Annotated in this window: 14 protein-coding genes and 1 pseudogene; 5 read left to right on the forward strand and 10 right to left on the reverse strand. The window is 57.8% G+C overall.

Annotated features, from left to right (window positions below):
- Nucleotides 1-69: 69 nt before the first annotated feature.
- From FEM41_RS08795 to FEM41_RS24840, 5 genes and pseudogenes are all read right to left on the reverse strand, one after another.
- A complete protein-coding gene (locus FEM41_RS08795; protein WP_138095620.1) occupies nucleotides 70-228 on the reverse strand; it encodes a YqaE/Pmp3 family membrane protein in 159 nt (52 codons plus the stop codon).
- A gap of 113 nt (nucleotides 229-341) precedes the next feature.
- A complete protein-coding gene (locus FEM41_RS08800; protein ID WP_138095621.1) occupies nucleotides 342-743 on the reverse strand; it encodes a hypothetical protein in 402 nt (133 codons plus the stop codon).
- Nucleotides 722-1,972, reverse strand: coding sequence for a cyanate transporter (locus FEM41_RS08805; protein WP_138095622.1), 1,251 nt, complete (start codon nucleotides 1,970-1,972; stop codon nucleotides 722-724). The genes FEM41_RS08800 and FEM41_RS08805 overlap by 22 nt, the downstream gene beginning before the upstream one ends.
- 193 nt (nucleotides 1,973-2,165) lie before the next feature.
- Nucleotides 2,166-2,489 carry a hypothetical protein gene (locus tag FEM41_RS08810; protein ID WP_138095623.1) on the reverse strand — a complete coding sequence of 108 codons (324 nt, stop codon included), beginning with the start codon at nucleotides 2,487-2,489 and terminating at the stop codon, nucleotides 2,166-2,168.
- A pseudogene (locus FEM41_RS24840) lies at nucleotides 2,486-2,964 on the reverse strand (DUF4225 domain-containing protein). Before FEM41_RS24840 ends, FEM41_RS08810 begins: the two are co-directional and overlap by 4 nt.
- A 597-nt stretch (nucleotides 2,965-3,561) precedes the next feature.
- Here FEM41_RS24840 and FEM41_RS08820 point away from each other — a divergent pair.
- From FEM41_RS08820 to FEM41_RS08830, 3 genes are all read left to right on the forward strand, one after another.
- Nucleotides 3,562-4,416 (forward strand): LysR substrate-binding domain-containing protein, encoded by an 855-nt coding sequence (locus tag FEM41_RS08820; RefSeq protein WP_138095624.1) that lies wholly within the window; start codon nucleotides 3,562-3,564, stop codon nucleotides 4,414-4,416.
- A 99-nt stretch (nucleotides 4,417-4,515) separates the two neighbouring features.
- Nucleotides 4,516-5,877 carry an amidohydrolase family protein gene (locus FEM41_RS08825; protein WP_138095625.1) on the forward strand — a complete coding sequence of 454 codons (1,362 nt, stop codon included), beginning with the start codon at nucleotides 4,516-4,518 and terminating at the stop codon, nucleotides 5,875-5,877.
- 674 nt (nucleotides 5,878-6,551) lie between these two features.
- Nucleotides 6,552-7,460 (forward strand): LysR substrate-binding domain-containing protein, encoded by a 909-nt coding sequence (locus tag FEM41_RS08830; RefSeq protein ID WP_138095626.1) that lies wholly within the window; start codon nucleotides 6,552-6,554, stop codon nucleotides 7,458-7,460.
- Here FEM41_RS08830 and argE read toward each other — a convergent pair.
- The 4 genes from argE to FEM41_RS08850 are packed head-to-tail and all read right to left on the reverse strand — an operon-like array spanning nucleotide 7,457 to nucleotide 11,176.
- Entirely contained in the window at nucleotides 7,457-8,605 is a 1,149-nt protein-coding gene (argE, locus tag FEM41_RS08835; RefSeq protein WP_138095627.1) for an acetylornithine deacetylase, read from the reverse strand. The two genes, FEM41_RS08830 and argE, sit on opposite strands and share 4 nt — an antisense overlap.
- On the reverse strand, nucleotides 8,598-9,275 hold the full coding sequence (locus FEM41_RS08840) for a DUF1028 domain-containing protein (RefSeq protein WP_138095628.1): 678 nt from the start codon (nucleotides 9,273-9,275) through the stop codon (nucleotides 8,598-8,600). Before FEM41_RS08840 ends, argE begins: the two co-directional genes overlap by 8 nt.
- A gap of 11 nt (nucleotides 9,276-9,286) precedes the next feature.
- Nucleotides 9,287-9,709 carry a RidA family protein gene (locus FEM41_RS08845; protein ID WP_138095629.1) on the reverse strand — a complete coding sequence of 141 codons (423 nt, stop codon included), beginning with the start codon at nucleotides 9,707-9,709 and terminating at the stop codon, nucleotides 9,287-9,289.
- Nucleotides 9,710-9,766: 57 nt separating this feature from the next.
- Nucleotides 9,767-11,176, reverse strand: coding sequence for a purine-cytosine permease family protein (locus tag FEM41_RS08850; RefSeq protein WP_138095630.1), 1,410 nt, complete (start codon nucleotides 11,174-11,176; stop codon nucleotides 9,767-9,769).
- A gap of 394 nt (nucleotides 11,177-11,570) precedes the next feature.
- On the opposite strand from FEM41_RS08850, the gene FEM41_RS08855 reads away from it, so the two are divergent.
- A complete protein-coding gene (locus FEM41_RS08855) occupies nucleotides 11,571-12,830 on the forward strand; it encodes a flavin-containing monooxygenase (protein WP_138095631.1) in 1,260 nt (419 codons plus the stop codon).
- A gap of 138 nt (nucleotides 12,831-12,968) precedes the next feature.
- On the forward strand, nucleotides 12,969-13,847 hold the full coding sequence (locus tag FEM41_RS08860) for an oxygenase MpaB family protein (protein ID WP_138095632.1): 879 nt from the start codon (nucleotides 12,969-12,971) through the stop codon (nucleotides 13,845-13,847).
- A gap of 231 nt (nucleotides 13,848-14,078) precedes the next feature.
- Here FEM41_RS08860 and FEM41_RS08865 read toward each other — a convergent pair whose 3' ends face one another.
- A complete protein-coding gene (locus FEM41_RS08865) occupies nucleotides 14,079-15,161 on the reverse strand; it encodes an LLM class flavin-dependent oxidoreductase (RefSeq protein WP_138099144.1) in 1,083 nt (360 codons plus the stop codon).

Consider the following 15,161-nt stretch of genomic DNA (forward strand, 5'->3'; position numbering starts at 1 on the left):
CCTGCCGCCGGTACCCCTGGGTACCGGCATTTAATTCAAATCCAGCCCTTCGGGGCTGGCGCAGTAAAATCAGTCGCGGGTCTGTACCCAGAAGGCGTGAATCAGGCCCGGAATATAGCCCAGCAGGGTGAGGACGATATTAAGCAGAAAAGCCCAGCCGAGACCTTTGCCCAGCAGTACGCCCAGCGGCGGAAGGATGATGGTAAAAACAATTCTCCAGAAACCCATAGTACCTCCTGTATAGATACAACTCTCTGTTTTAAACCATGATTTCTTATTTTAGCCTGGTAGTGACAGAGTGCCAGCGCTGCGTTAGTCATTTTGACCAGGCCGAGTCTGAATTATGCCGGAATCGCCGTTTCCTGCAGGAAGCGCCAGTACGGCTGTTGGTCAATCACTTCAATCATCGCCACCGACCAGCGCGCCTGAACGCTATCGCCATCATGGTGGGTTTCCCGGTAGCGGCAGACGACCTGACTCTTTTCCTGCGCCAGAGTTTCGCAGGCGTCAATTTCAATGTTTAGCGCCGGGCGCGCTCCGGCCAGGCGCTGAAACAGCGCTTCTACCTCAGGTAACCCTACGGTCTGGCCACCGGTGGTGACCATAATGAAATCACGGTGAAAACTGCCCATCAGCCGCTCCCGCACGGCGACGCTATCGGGGGCTCCGCGAAATACCGCTTCGATCCACTGATGTAATTCCACCACGCTACGGTGGGCGATCAGCGCGTTTTCTGTTGGCATAAGGACTCCTGTGTTTGGCCAGAGCAGGAATTATCCGTAGTCGCGGCATCATCGGCAAGGGCCGGGAATGCCCGGTGATAGCTGCGGGGGTGAAAGCGCAGGTTAAGCAGCATCAGCCCGCAGATAATCGCCAGGTGTAGCGCCCACGCGCTATGCAGGGATCCGGTCAGGGCACGCAACTGACCGGCAATAAACGGCATAATACCCGCGATAATGAAGCCTACGCCCTGGACGAAAGCTACCAGACGTGCTGCGTGAACCGGACGCGCCAGATGGTCCAGCGCCAGTACCAGCGCCAGCGGAAAGGCGCCCCCCAGCCCTACACCGGCGGCGATCGCCCACAGCCAGGGGGCGGTCAGCGGCAGGAACAGGAAACCGCTCAGCCCCACGCCCTGAAGCACCAGGCACATCAGAATCAGCCCGCGTCTGTCCTGACCGCGGCCCAGTAGCGGCAGAATAAGGGCGCCGCAGACCTGAGCGCCAATCATCAGCGCCAGTAGCGCGCCGCTGGCCTGGGCAGGCCAGCCATAACGCATAAAGCTGTCCGGTAGCCAGGCAATCAGAGAAGCGTAGGTACCATTAACCAGCCCAAAACTGAGCGCCAGCGACCAGGCGCGAGGAAAACGGTGTAGCGCGGTACGCATTCGGGGCTGCTGTGATTCTGTACGAGCGGGCTCCATCAGCCGTACCGCCAGCCACAGCAACAGCGCCAGTAGCACCAGCGCGCTCCAGCCGGAAAGGGCGAGGGAGGTATTTAACCGTTCCGCTAACCAGGGGGTTAGCGCCGCCCCCAGACCGCCGCCGCCCATCAGCGCGCCAGACCACAGGCCGGTCACCGCGGCGCTGCGGGAAGGAAAGCGCTGGCGGATAGCGCCAGGCATCGCCATCTGGACCAGCCCAATCCCAAGACCACCCAGCGCGGCGGTGAGCAGCAGCGTGGTTCCGGAGCCCACCCATTGACGCAGCGCGGTGCCTGTCAGCAGCAGGGCCAGGCCGGCGATCAGTATCCTGCGGGTGGAGTGGCGTTGCAGCAGGCCTCCGGCAAGGCAGGCGATGGCGCCCATCATCACCATTGGCGCCGCCGCCAGCAGCGACGCCGTGGCGTTACCAACGCCCATAGAACTCTGCAGACGCGGTAGCAGGGTGCTGACGGAGGTAAGCAGCGGACGCATGGTCAGGCCCGCTGTTACCAGCGCCAGCAGCGTTAACAGCGTGGATTCTCTCTTCACTAAAACTCCGCAAAACTCAGGTATTCCGACAGGCGTGCCACTATGCGCCTGGCGTTGGCTATCTGGAAATTAAATCTCAGCATGGTGAGTAGTGGGAAAATGGATAGTGACCGGTACTGAGTGTGCTGGGAGACAGACAGGTTTTTTGGGAAGGAAAGCATCCATGCTTGTCAGTCGGCTGAATAAATATGTATTAAAATTTATTTTTGGGCATCGCAAATAAATAAAGCAGTGAGAAACATAATGACCCCCAGTAGACTGAATCATATCGATATGGATCAAAGTCTATATGTAAAAAACCTTTTACAAAATCGTATCCATTGGCAAAAATATTGATTTGAATTGCTGCTATGGCAATAACGAAAAGAGTGTAAAAAATAAATAATGGATATTTGTGGGCTTTGTTTACTCTGGCCTTTCCAAAGCATAGCAATATGAAAATCACGATAGATATAGCGAAGTAAAGCACTGCGGGCCAGAGAGGAGGACACTGAAAAACATCAAAGCCTTGTTTCATAATTGGTTCTCTTTAGACAGTTTATTCTTTTTTGCTAATTGGTACATTTGCCATCCGGTCATACTACTACTGGTGAAATATAATGCCAGAGATGTTTTAGATGCCTCCTGCCAACCACGGATGTAGTCGGTTCTGATATTTTGAAACAGACTCCATGATTTTTCTCTTGGTGTGAGTATTTTTCTCGTCGCTCCATATCCAGACAGCAAAATATCAACACCTCATATACAAAGTCTGCTGAATTATTATTATATCCCAGTTTTTTTGCTGCATAGTGGTAAGCTTCTCTGACTGTTCCTGTCTTCTCTTCGCGGTAAAGCAGATAGTAACCATTTTCATACAGGCTGTTGGTTCCGTGCAAAATCATCGGAGCCCCATAGGCTGCACATGCAAGGCCCAAAGAGCCAACACACAGTCTGGCTCCGGCAAAAGATTGGGCTCCGCCTGCAACAAATCCAATTTGTTTTAAGGCAATAGTGGTTGTTGATGTTCTGTCAGCGGCTGATTGCCTTTTTTTTCAACAACGATGTAAATTTTTGCTTTTTCGAAGGTAAGTAGTACATCTTGTTCATGAAGATGGTCTATCTGCTCGATGATGAGCTCAATCCCTCCATGGTAAGTCAGACAGTTCGATTCGATATCGCGTTTTATTCGTGCGATAAATCACTGGGCTTCAAAATAGAGATCAGATGCGCCGTACAGGATATGTTTTGCTGAAAGTACCTGTGATAGCTTATCCAGTTCTCTGGCCTTATCTTCGAATTGGTCTTTATCCCTGTTATGAGAATACATCTGACAGCCCTTACTTCCTTAGATTAGACCGCTTATGTTACTTAATTTATCCTGTATGTTGCAAAATCGTGTTCTGATGGTTTGTAAATATGCTGCAATGGAGACAGGTAGCGAGTGAACGACATGTAATAACCTAAGCCAGGTTTAGTTGTTTGCGCAGCAGGCAGTTGCCGTGCGAACAGTAAGATAAGCCTTTCAGGACAAAACCCGAAAAGATTGCCCCTTTCCCCCATCGGTTACTATCATAAAACCCAATTTCAACATCCCCGGTAGTGGAAAAATGAATCGTTACCCGATGTTTAACGCACAACAACTGGTGAGCTTTGTGGCGGTGTGCGAAACCGCCAGCTTTACCCGCGCCGCCGAGCGGGTCTGTCTGTCGCAGTCAACGGTCAGCCAGCAGGTGCGGCGGCTTGAAGCCTCTCTGGGTAAGGCGTTGCTGTTGCGATCCTCCCATGAAGTGCGGCTGACGGAAGAAGGGGAAAAGCTGCTGGGTTACGCGCGGCGGATTATCGCTCTGAATGGCGAAGCCCATGACATTCTGAGCGAACAGTGGCGCGATGGCGTGGTGCGCCTGGGCGTGCCGGAGGATTATGCGGCGCCCACTACGCCGCTGCTGGCGGAGTTCAGCCGTCAGCATCCTCATTTGCGGCTCGATATTATCAGTGGGATGAATGTGGAACTGCGCCGTGCCTGGCAGCGCGAAGAGCTGGATATCATGTTGATCAAGCAGCCCAGGGGGGAAAAGCCGCTGGCGGCGCGTCCGGAACCGCTGCTGTGGCTCGACAGTCTGCAACGTCCGGCATTTGAGCTTACGCCGGTGCCGCTGGTGGTTTTTCCGCAGGAAGGGCTGTATCGCGAAGAGCTCTGCCAGGCCCTGGATGAACTGGGGCTGAGCTGGCGCATCAGTTACTGCAGCGCCAGCCTGCAGGCGCTGATTGCCGCCAGTGCCGCGGGTTTAGGCGTCACTTTGCTGCCCGCCACTTGTCGTCAGGCACAGCACCGGATGCTGGGAGCCACTGAAGGGTTGCCGACCATCGATAATTTTGAACTGGCCCTGTTCTGCCGGGAAGGGGCATCGCCGCTACAGCAGGCGCTGGCCAGGGCGTTAATCACGTTTTGTGGCCTGAGCTAAACCACTATTCGGTTTGCCACTGGCCAGCAGTGGTAAATATCGCTGCGCGGCCAGTTCTTGTCGGCCAGGATAGGGAAAATCACCGACAGGAGACCTCTGATGACCTCTTCCATTTGCGGCAGTCGCCGCGACTTTCTTTGTACCGGGGCAAAGCTTACGGCCGCGGGAACGCTACTGGCAGCAGGAATGAGCGGTGCGGCCTCTGGTGCCCAGCCGCAGCAAGGCGAAGCGGCGAAGTCGCCATTACCTGCCCGTTACCGCCTGCATAATGTGCGGCTGGAAGAGGGGTTTGATAAAGAGGGAGAGGTTGTCGTGGCCACCCAAACCGGGTTGTACGACATTGATATCGACGGCGGTAAAATTGTCGCGCTACATCCCGCAGGCGCCAGCCCGGGAGCGACAGGGCCGGATGCCCGCGGTGCGCTGATGTTGCCCGCCACCCGGGATATGCATATTCATCTGGATAAAACCTTTTATGGCGATCCCTGGCAGGCGCCGCGCCCGCGTAAAAGCGTGCTGGAGATGATCGAGCGCGAGCAGCGTTTGATCCCGCAGTTGTTACCGCGATCCGTCGAGCGGGCGGAAAAGCTGATTGCGCTGTTGCAGTCGAAGGGCAGCACTTTTGCCCGTAGCCACTGTAATATCGATCCGGTCAGTGGCCTGAAGAGTCTGGAGCATTTGCAGACCGCGCTACGGAAACATCAGGCGGATTTTGAGTGCGAGATTGTGGCCTTTCCACAGCACGGTCTGTTGCATTCGCATTCTGAAAAACTGATGCGTGAAGCGATGCAGATGGGGGCACATTATGTGGGCGGACTGGATCCGACCGTGGTCGACGGCGCCATGGAAAAGTCGCTGGATACCATGTTTGCCATCGCTCTGGACTATCAGGCCGGGGTCGATATCCATTTGCATGAAACAGCCCCCTCCGGCGTGGCGGCTATTCGCTATATGTTGCGCACCGTGCGTGAGAATCCGGCTCTGAAGGGGAAGGTGACTCTGAGTCATGCTTTTGCGCTGGGCACACTACAGGGCGAAGAACTTCATGAAATGGCGGCGGAGCTTGCGACGCAGGGGTTTAGCGTCGCCAGTACCGTGCCCATTGGCCGTCTGATTATGCCGCTGCCGGAGCTTAAAGCGGCGGGGGTGAGGGTGATGAGCGGTACCGACAGCGTGACCGATCACTGGCAGCCTTACGGCACCGGCAGCATGCTGGAGAAGGCTAACCTTTATGCCCAGATTTATGGCGGACCGGATGAGTTTTCCCTGAGCCGGGCGCTGGCGCTGGGGACTGGCGATACGCTGCCGCTCAGTGACGGCGGTAAGCGTCAGTGGCCTGTGCTTCAGCAGAATGCGGATTTTATGCTGGTGGATGCCAGTTGCTCCGCCGAAGCGGTGGCGCGTATCTCGCCGGTCACCGCCACTTTCCATCGAGGTCGTCAGGTTTACGGCAGGCTATAGACGGCAAAAACCGGCACAAAAAAACCGCCAGTTAAAGGCGGTTTTTTTGTGCCGGTCAGGTAAGCGGCCTTTCCAGCAGGGCGTTGATAACCAACGTAATGCAGGCACAACCCAGTGCGCATATTTTGTACAAATAGATGGAATGAGTCAAGAGGCTGTATAAAAATGTCGGCGGGCCTTTTCGCCGCCCTAAGCAAGCGGGCACCGGATTTCAGAAAAGGATGTCCAATGGCCGTCAATGCAGGCACAACCCAGTGCTTGTATTCACGGTAATATCTCCGGTGGTCGTGCCGTGAAGCGGTTTTGTGCAAGGACCGCACAATGAAACGGTACTTCTGTATTGTTCTCGTTGTATCTGGAGCGCTGCTGTCATCCGGAAATGGGGGTTGGAATATTTCTAACAACTCACTTTCGGTGATTATCAACACTTCAGGCAAGTAAGCCCGGTAGCCGCTCCCAGTGGGGCGGCTTCCTTACTTTTTGGTCATAGCCTTTTCTTATCTGAACCTGATAGCAGCAGCCCGACGACCGGTTTTTCTTTATGCTGGAAGCCGGTGGCAAAATCTCCATTTCGCGATCCCGAACGCTTTGTTCGGGCGCGGCCGCTGATTACACTATCTTAAAACACGCCTGAGGGACCGGGTGACACATAACACCTGCATTAAGGAGCCCCAATGGCGAACTATACCCTGCGCCAGTTGAAATATTTTGTCGCCACCGTGGAAAGCGGCAGCGTGGCAGAAGCATCGCGAAAACTCTATATCGCTCAGCCTTCGATCTCGACGGCGATTAAAAACCTGGAAGATAGCTTCGGCGTGCAGCTGTTCATTCGCCATCACGCCCAGGGCGTTTCCCTGACGCCTTCCGGAGCGCGCTTCCACCATAAGGCCCAGCGGCTACTCAGAATGGCGCATGAATTCGAACAGGATGCGCTGGCGGATAACGATATGATCTCCGGCAAGATCGATATCGGCTGCTTTGAAACCGTTGCACCGCTGATTCTGCCGAAGCTGCTGCGCGGCTTTAAGGCGCGTTATCCGGGAGTGGAGATCGTGATCCGCGACGGCGAGCAGCACGAACTGGTGCAGGGGCTGACCGCCGGCAGTTTCGATCTGGCGCTGCTGTTTAATCACGATCTGGATGACAGCATCAGCGTTGATCCGCTGGTGGCGCCGAGCCGCCCTTACATCCTGCTGCCCGCCAGTCATCGTTTCGCCAGTCAACCCTGTATCTCGCTGGCGGATCTGGCGGATGAGCCGATGATCCTGTTGGACGTGCAGCCCAGCCGTAACTACTTCGTTAACCTGTTTACCCGGGCCGGGATCGCTCCCAACATTGTTTTTAGCTCACCTTCTATTGAGATGGTGCGCGGCATGGTAGGGCAGGGATTCGGGTTTGCCGTACTGGTGACTCGCCCGCACGGCGAACGCAGCTACGACGGTCAGGCGCTGGCGGCGGTGGAGCTGGCGGATGAGGTGGAAGGGTCCGGCCTGGCGGCGGCCTGGCTGCGCCGCAGCCGGTTAACCCGACCGGCGCAGCTGTTCGTGGAGTTCTGCAAAGCGGAGCTGGCAGAGGCGGTTTAAGCCGCCATCCAGCCTTTCAGGCTTGCCAGCATCGCCATACAGCGATCGAGTTGTTCAATCTCGACAAACTCATCGGCTTTGTGGCCCTGGTCCATGCTGCCTGGCCCGCAGACCAGGGTGGCGACGCCCGCTTCATCAAACAACCCGCCTTCGGTCCCGAAAGCGACTGTGTCAAAGCTGTCGCTGCCGCACCAGCCAGCCAGCAGTCGGGCGAATTCCGATTGTGGATCGGTCAGCAGCCCCGGATAGCGACTCAGCGGCTGAAAGCGAATATCGCAGGCGCTGTCGATACGGCGCATGGCAGGCAGCAGTTCACTTTCTGCATAGCGGCGTAGCGCGTCGATGGTCGTTTCCGGCGCGTGATCCGGCAGATGGCGAATCTCGAGGTCGAAGCTACAGTGCTCCGGCACGATATTCAGGGCGCTGCCGCCGCTGATGGTACCCACCTGCAGGGTGCTGTACGGGGGATCGAAGCGCGAGTCCCGATGCTGGCTGAGACAGTCGCCGAGATCCTGGAGTTTACCGATAAGCTTCGAGGCGTAAGCGATAGCGTTGACTCCCTGGGGCGTATAGGCCGAATGGCAGGGGTGCCCCTGTACCTGGCAGCGCATCGCCAGTTTGCCCTTATGGCCGAATACTGGCTGCATTCGGGTGGGTTCGCCGATGATGCACAGCGCGGGTTTGTTGCTGCTTGCCTGAATATGGGCCACCAGGCTGCGTACCCCCAGGCAGCCCACCTCTTCGTCGTAGGAAAAGGCCAGGTGCAGCGGCAGGCGCAGCGGTTGAGCGACAAAATCCGGAACTGCTGCCAGCACGCAGGCAAGAAAACCCTTCATATCGGCGCTGCCCCGGCCGTAGTAGCGACCATCCCGCTGGGTCAGGGCGAAGGGGGGAAGGCTCCACTGCTGGCCATCCACCGGTACCACATCGGTATGGCCGGAGAGGATCACCCCACCGCCGCCCGGCGGACCCAGGGTGGCGTACAGGTTAGCCTTGCTGCCGTCGTCGTTGTGGAACAGTTCGCTGTCCACGCCGTGCTCCGCCAGATAGTCGCGGATAGCGTGGATCAGCGCCAGGTTCGATTCGCGGCTGGTGGTGTCGAAACTCAGCAGGCGCGCCAGTATCTCCCGCACCCTGTCATTCATCGCCCGGCACTCCGTAGCCTGGGGCCTGTCGGGGATCGATGGCGCGGGTAATATAGTCCTGCATCTGGGGGGCGTACGCGTCCCATAGCCCGGCCAGTTGTCCGATAGGATCGCTGTCGGCCCAGTCTACCCGCAGATCGACGATGGGCCAGCCGTAGCCGCCGCCCACCACCTTCAGGGCTGCAGAGTGTACCGGGCCAGCCTCGCCGCCTTTGTCCAGTGCGGCCTGGAGCGCTGCCACCAGTCGGCCAGCAAGCGGGCCGCGACTCTGCCCGAAGGCGCTTACCAGGGTATCGATCACCGCCGTATCGGCCAGCATATTCCCTGCCGCCACGCAGCCGCGCCCCTGGGCTTCATGCCAGGTGCCGAGCGAGCGGGCGCCGCTAAAGACTGCCGTTTCGCCGCGGCTGTCGATAACCGTAATTTGCCGGTATTCGCTGAAGTCCCGCCCCGCCAGCGCCTGCTTCAGGGCCTGCTGGGGCGTTGCTCCCTGAGCCAGAGCATCAAGAATGTCCGGGCCGAGTTGGGGCAGGGTGATGTTCTGGCTCGAAACGGCTCCTACGCCGGACCGCGCCCAGGGGCAACGTGCGCCAACGGCGATGCTGGATGAGCTGACGGCGATGCCCAGTTGCCCGGTTTCCGGGCAGCGTGCCGCAATCGAAAATGTCATAGAGCCTCCTGTTACTGGTTATCCGGGATCACGGCGATAACGTCTATCTCCATCAGCCATTCGGGCTGAGCGAGACCGGCGACCACCAGACCTGTGGAGATGGGGAACACCCCTTTCAGCCATTTGCCCACTTCGCGGTAGACCGGCTCGCGAAAGCGCGGATCGGTAATATAGGTGGTGGTCTTCACAATGTGTGAAAGCTCGCTGCCCGCCTCTTCCAGCAGTTGTTTCACGTTTTTCATCGCCTGCTCCGCCTGGGCCTGAGGGTCGCCCAGCCCCACCAGATTGCCTTCGAAATCGGTGCCGACCTGGCCGCGCACGTAGACGGTATTACCGGCACGTACCGCCTGACACAGATCGTTGTCCAGGGTCTGGTTGGGGTAGGTGCTTTTGGTATTAAACATGCGGATACGGGTATGGGTAGGTGAGCTCATGTTTGACTCCTCTGTGCTTGTTTCCTGTGCGGCGCCCGTTCAGGCGCCGGGGTTTGTTCAGCTTATGGGATGTTGCAGGCCGCTCTGACGGCGGCGATACGCAGTGTCACGGGTGGCCAGCCAGTAATAGAGCGGCGAGGTCACCAGCAGACCAATCAGCCATGAAAGATCGGCGCCGTTGATGTAACGCGAGATGGGGCCGACGTAGAGCGGCGTATTCATAAAGGGGATCTGCACCAGAATCCCAATGGCGTAGGCCAGCAGCGCCTGAGGGTTATAGCGACCGTAGATGCCGCCATCGACCCGGAAGATCGACTGAATATCGTAGTTGCCCTTGTGGATAGCATAGAAGTCGATCAGGTTAATGGCGGTCCAGGGAACCAGTACTACCAGCAGCGCCAGCACCAGATCGACAAAGTGGCTGATAAAGTCGGCGGAGGCGCCGATCGCGGCAATACAGCAGCCGAGCAACACGATGATGGAGATCCAGGTACGACTGCGGTGTCCGGGGATCCAGCGCCAGACGAAGGTCTGCACCAGGGTGATGATAGAGAGCACCGCGCCATACAGGTTAAGGGCGTTATGGCTGATAACGCTCAGCAGGAACAGGATCAGCATCAGCGGGCCAATCGCGCCGGTGGCAAGTTTCACCGCTTCCATGGTTTCCAGCCCCGGCGGCGTCGCCAGTACCGCCATGGCGCCGAAAATAAACGCCAGGCTGGAGCCCAGGGTCGATCCCAGCCAGGTAGCCCAAAAAGTAGAGGAAACCGAGACCTTTTCCGGCAGATAGCGGGAGTAGTCGGAAACATAAGGGGCGAAGGCAATTTGCCACAGTGCCGCCAGTGAAACCGTCGCCAGCCAGCCGGAGAGGTTAAAACTGCCGCGGGTCAGGAAGTCCCCGGTGTGGATATGGGTGAGGATATAGCCGAAGCCGACAAGGATCCCAATCCCCAACACCCAGGTGCCGATACGGTTGAGAACGTGGATAAAACGGTAACCGATAATGCCGATCGCGCCAGAGCCTACGGCGCCGAGTACAATGCCGACCGGAAGGGGGACGCTGTCGGCGATCCCGTGCAGCGACTGGCCCGCCAGCACGATGTTGGAGGCGAAGAAGCCGATGTACATGATCCCGGCGATAACCACGACCAGTAGCGATCCCAGCGATCCGAACTGGGCGCGGCTCTGAATCATCTGCGGGATCCCCATCTGGGGCCCCTGTGCGGAATGGAGCGCCATCAGTACGCCGCCGATCAACTGGCCGACCAGGATAGCAACGATGCCCCATAGCAGATTCAGATGAAATAGCTGGATACCGAGGGCGCCGGTCACGATAGGCAGCGGCGCGATATTGCCGCCGAACCAGAGCGTAAACAGATCCCTGACTTTTCCGTGGCGATCTTCCGGTGGAATATAGCCGATAGTGTGTTTTTCAACGAGCGGTGGCGATGTTTGTGTGTCGGACATAGCAAACTCCAAAGCGACAAAGAAACAGGTGAAGTCGTGCTGGTGCCGCATCATGATGGCGGCTTTTTGTTATCGAATTGATAATGCGCACTGTTGTGGCGGTGGGTAAATTAGTAAGTTTGTTCTCAGGGGTTAGAAAAAAACTATATCTGCTTATTCCTCTGAGAACACAGGTTAAGTTGCTGTCAGCAATATAAATTTGTGATGGAAAAGCCGGGAGTCAGCGCGTTGGGTTATTGCTGTTCGCTGATGGGAGAATGCCCACTCAAAGGGTGTTGGTAACGTGAGTGTGTCTGAATTGTTAATTTATGGTCAGTGACCAGCTTAATACTATTTTACCGTCCCACGGCGGCTCCATAGTCTTGGATCATTCCCCATGACTCAGGACACAGAGATGACGCCAGAAACAATCAAAATCGACACATTAGTGGTGGGCGCGGGGCAGGCCGGTGTGGCGATGAGCGAGCACCTGACCCGCCTGGACATACCGCACCTGGTGCTGGAAAAAAACCGTATTGCCGAAGCGTGGCGCAGCGCGCGCTGGGACTCGATGGTGGCGAACGGGCCCGCCTGGCACGATCGCTTTCCCGGTATGGAATTTGCCGGCGATCCCGATGGTTTTGTGGCCAAAGAGCAGGTAGCTGATTATTTCGTTGCTTATGCGCAGCAGTTTAATGCGCCGATCCGCACTGGTGTGGAGGTAAAACGGCTACGCCGCAACCAGGGGCGCCCGGGTTTTACCGTTGAAACTACGCAAGGGACGATAGAAGCACTGCACGTGGTGGCCGCTACTGGTCCGTTCCAGCGCCCGGTGATTCCGGCGATTGCTCCCCGTGAGCCGGAACTGCATCAGATCCATTCGGCGCACTATCGTAACCCGCAGCAGCTTCCGGAAGGGGCGGTACTGGTGGTGGGAGCTGGTTCTTCCGGCGTCCAGATCGCCGACGAACTGCGGCGCGCCGGGCGTGAGGTGTATCTGTCGGTCGGCCCTCACGATCGGCCGCCGCGCTCTTACCGTAATCGTGATTTCTGCTGGTGGCTGGGGGTTCTGGGGCTTTGGGATCTCTCTTCCAGCGAACCGGGCAAAGAGCACGTGACCATAGCCGTGAGCGGCGCCAGAGGTGGTCGCACCGTCGATTTCCGGCGGCTGGCGAATGAAGGGATTACGCTTGTGGGCAGAACCCAGAGCTTTGAGCAGGGCGTTGCGACATTCAGCGCCGATCTGGCGGAAAATATCGCCCGCGGCGATGAAAACTATCTGGGGCTGCTGGATGTCGCGGATGCCTGGGTGGAACGTAACGGCGCCTCCCTGCCGGAAGAGCCCGAAGCGCGGGAAATGTTGCCGGATCCCGAATGCGTTACGGATCCGATTCTGAGCCTGGACCTGGCCCGCTCAGGCGTGACTTCGATTATCTGGGCCACCGGTTACGCTACCGATCACAACTGGATGGAAGTTGATGCCTTTGATGAACAGGGCAAACCGCGCCATCAGCGCGGCGTTTCCAGCGAGTCAGGCATTTATTTCCTTGGACTCCCCTGGCTGTCGCGCCGCGGCTCCACCTTTATCTGGGGCGTCTGGCACGATGCGAAGCATATCGCTGACCATATCGCCACCCGACGTAATTACGAGCATTACCTGCCGTCGGGAGAGTGAGAGCCTTTCGGATAAAGTATAAAAAACCCGGCGCATGGTGGCGCCGGGTTTTTTTAATCCCCAAACCCTCATTTATTGCTAAGCCGAACCTTAGTCCCCTGATGATATAGTGAGCGCTGAATTTCAGGAGGGACAGACGTGGAAAGAGTGCGGGCGGCTATCGAACGACAGGTACTGGGACTCACTGGCATTGCCCTGAAGGAGATCGACTATGAACACCCGGCCGGAGAGCCCGGGCTGTTCGGGCCGCGTTCGGTCATCTGGCAGGTGCACGGTGATTTTACCTCGATGATGTGCGGCGGTATTAGCGCACTGCTGCTGCAAATGCTGCATCCTCTGGCGCTGGCCGGAGTGTGGGATCATTCCAACTTTCGCGAAGATATGCTTGGCCGCCTGCGCCGTACCAGCCAGTTTATTTCCGCCACCACTTTTGGCACCACCCGGGACGCCGAGCGGCTGATCGAGCGGGTGAAGCATATTCATTTACAGGTATCGGGGCGGGCCTGCGATGGCACGCCCTATGAGGCCAGCGATCCTCAACTGCTGACCTGGGTTCACGTGGCGGAGTGCAGCAGCTTCATGGCGGCGCATCTGCGTTACCGGCGCCCCGGACTGGCAGTCAGCGAACAGGATCGCTACTACCGGGAGGCGGCGCGCATCGCCGAAGCGCTGGGTGCCAGGGATGTTCCTACCTCGAGTGCGGCGATCGCCGATTATTTGCAGGCCCAGCGCCCGCAATTGTGTAGCGACGGGCGTACTCGCGAGGTGGCGAATCTGCTGCTGAACGCACCGGCTCCCAGCCGTCTGGCTCGTCTGCCAGGGGCGTTGATGATGCGGGCGGGTATTGATCTGCTGCCCGACTGGGCGGCGCAGATGCTGGGGTTGCATCTGTCCACATTACAGCGGCACATTGTGCGCCCTGGCGTTCATGGCATCGCCAGGGTGCTGCGAGCTTCGGTGCGTAACGCGGCGTATCACTGCGCCATGCGGCGCATGGGGGAAAACCCGGTACTCTAGCCCCGTTTTTATTAGGTTCATCGCGAATTGGCGTGGAGTGTTCGAAAACGGAAGCTAAAAACCGGCAGAATATAATGAGGCGGTGGGCTGTTCCGTTCACTTTGAGTCACTGCTTCTCTGCTGATTCACAGCCGGTGAACGGAACCTTCTCCTGCGCTGCATATTCATCAAGACAAATGGGTTAACCACGATTAACTTCAGTTTCACGCTAACCTGCGATGAACCTTTATATTATGCCGGCTGCCGCCGCGCTTCTGCCCGGAGCCGCACCTTCTCACGGGTGAGAGGAATAAGCGCCTGGCCGTAATCGCGGGCGTCATTAACGGGGTCGAAGCCGCGAATCAGGAAGTTACTGACGCCAAGACTGTAATAGTCGAGCAGGGCATCGGACACCTGTTCGGGCGTGCCAACCAGCGCCGTGGAGTTATGGCCACCGCCGACCAGCCTGGCGATACCGGTCCACAGTCGCTTATCCACGACATCCCCTTTGGCCGCCGTTTCGCGCAGCCGCTGAGCCCCCACGCTTTCTGGCTTGGGGGAAAATGTATAGCCAGAGGCCAGCTCCCTGGCCTGTTCCAGAATCTCATTCGCTTTAGCCCAGGCCGCCTCTTCGGTGTCGGCGATAATGGGGCGGAACGAGACGCTGAAACGCGGCTGGCGTCCCTGTTTTGCCGCTTCCTCCCGAACCCGCTGGATGGTGTCCCGGGTCTGATCCAGAGATTCCCCCCACAGCGCGAAGACGTCGGCGTGACGGCCCGCTACCCGTAACGCAGCGTCGGAAGCGCCGCCGAACCAGATGGGAATATGGGGCTGCTGTTGCGGATGTATGGCAGACCTGGCCTGCTCAGCGCGATAGAAATCGTTAGCGATATCGAAGGGCTCCTCGCTGGTCCAGGTACGGCGCACCACCTCCAGAAAAGCGTCGCTGCGGGCGTAGCGTTCGTCGTGATCCAGCCAGTCGCCGTCCCGGCGCTGCTCGCTGTTACTGCCGCCGCTGATAATATGCACCGCCAGTCGGCCTTCCAGCAGATGCTCCAGCGTTGCGAATTTGCGCGCCGCCAGGGTAGGGGAGACAAAGCCGGGGCGATGGGCCAGCAGAAAGCGGATGCGCTTTGTGGAAAGCCCCGCCAGCGCCGTCACCAGAAAGCCGTCCGGTCTGTCGGACCAGTGGCCCACCAGAATGCGATCGAACCCTGCCGCTTCGTGGGTTTGGGCAAAGCGGACAATATGGTCGCGATCGAAAATCGGGCCGGTCGGGGGCAGGATTTCGGACGATAGCTGGTGGCCGATCATGCCGGTAAATTCAATGCTCAT

The sequence above is a fragment of the Jejubacter calystegiae genome (assembly GCF_005671395.1).
GTDB classification, from domain to species: domain Bacteria; phylum Pseudomonadota; class Gammaproteobacteria; order Enterobacterales; family Enterobacteriaceae; genus Jejubacter; species Jejubacter calystegiae.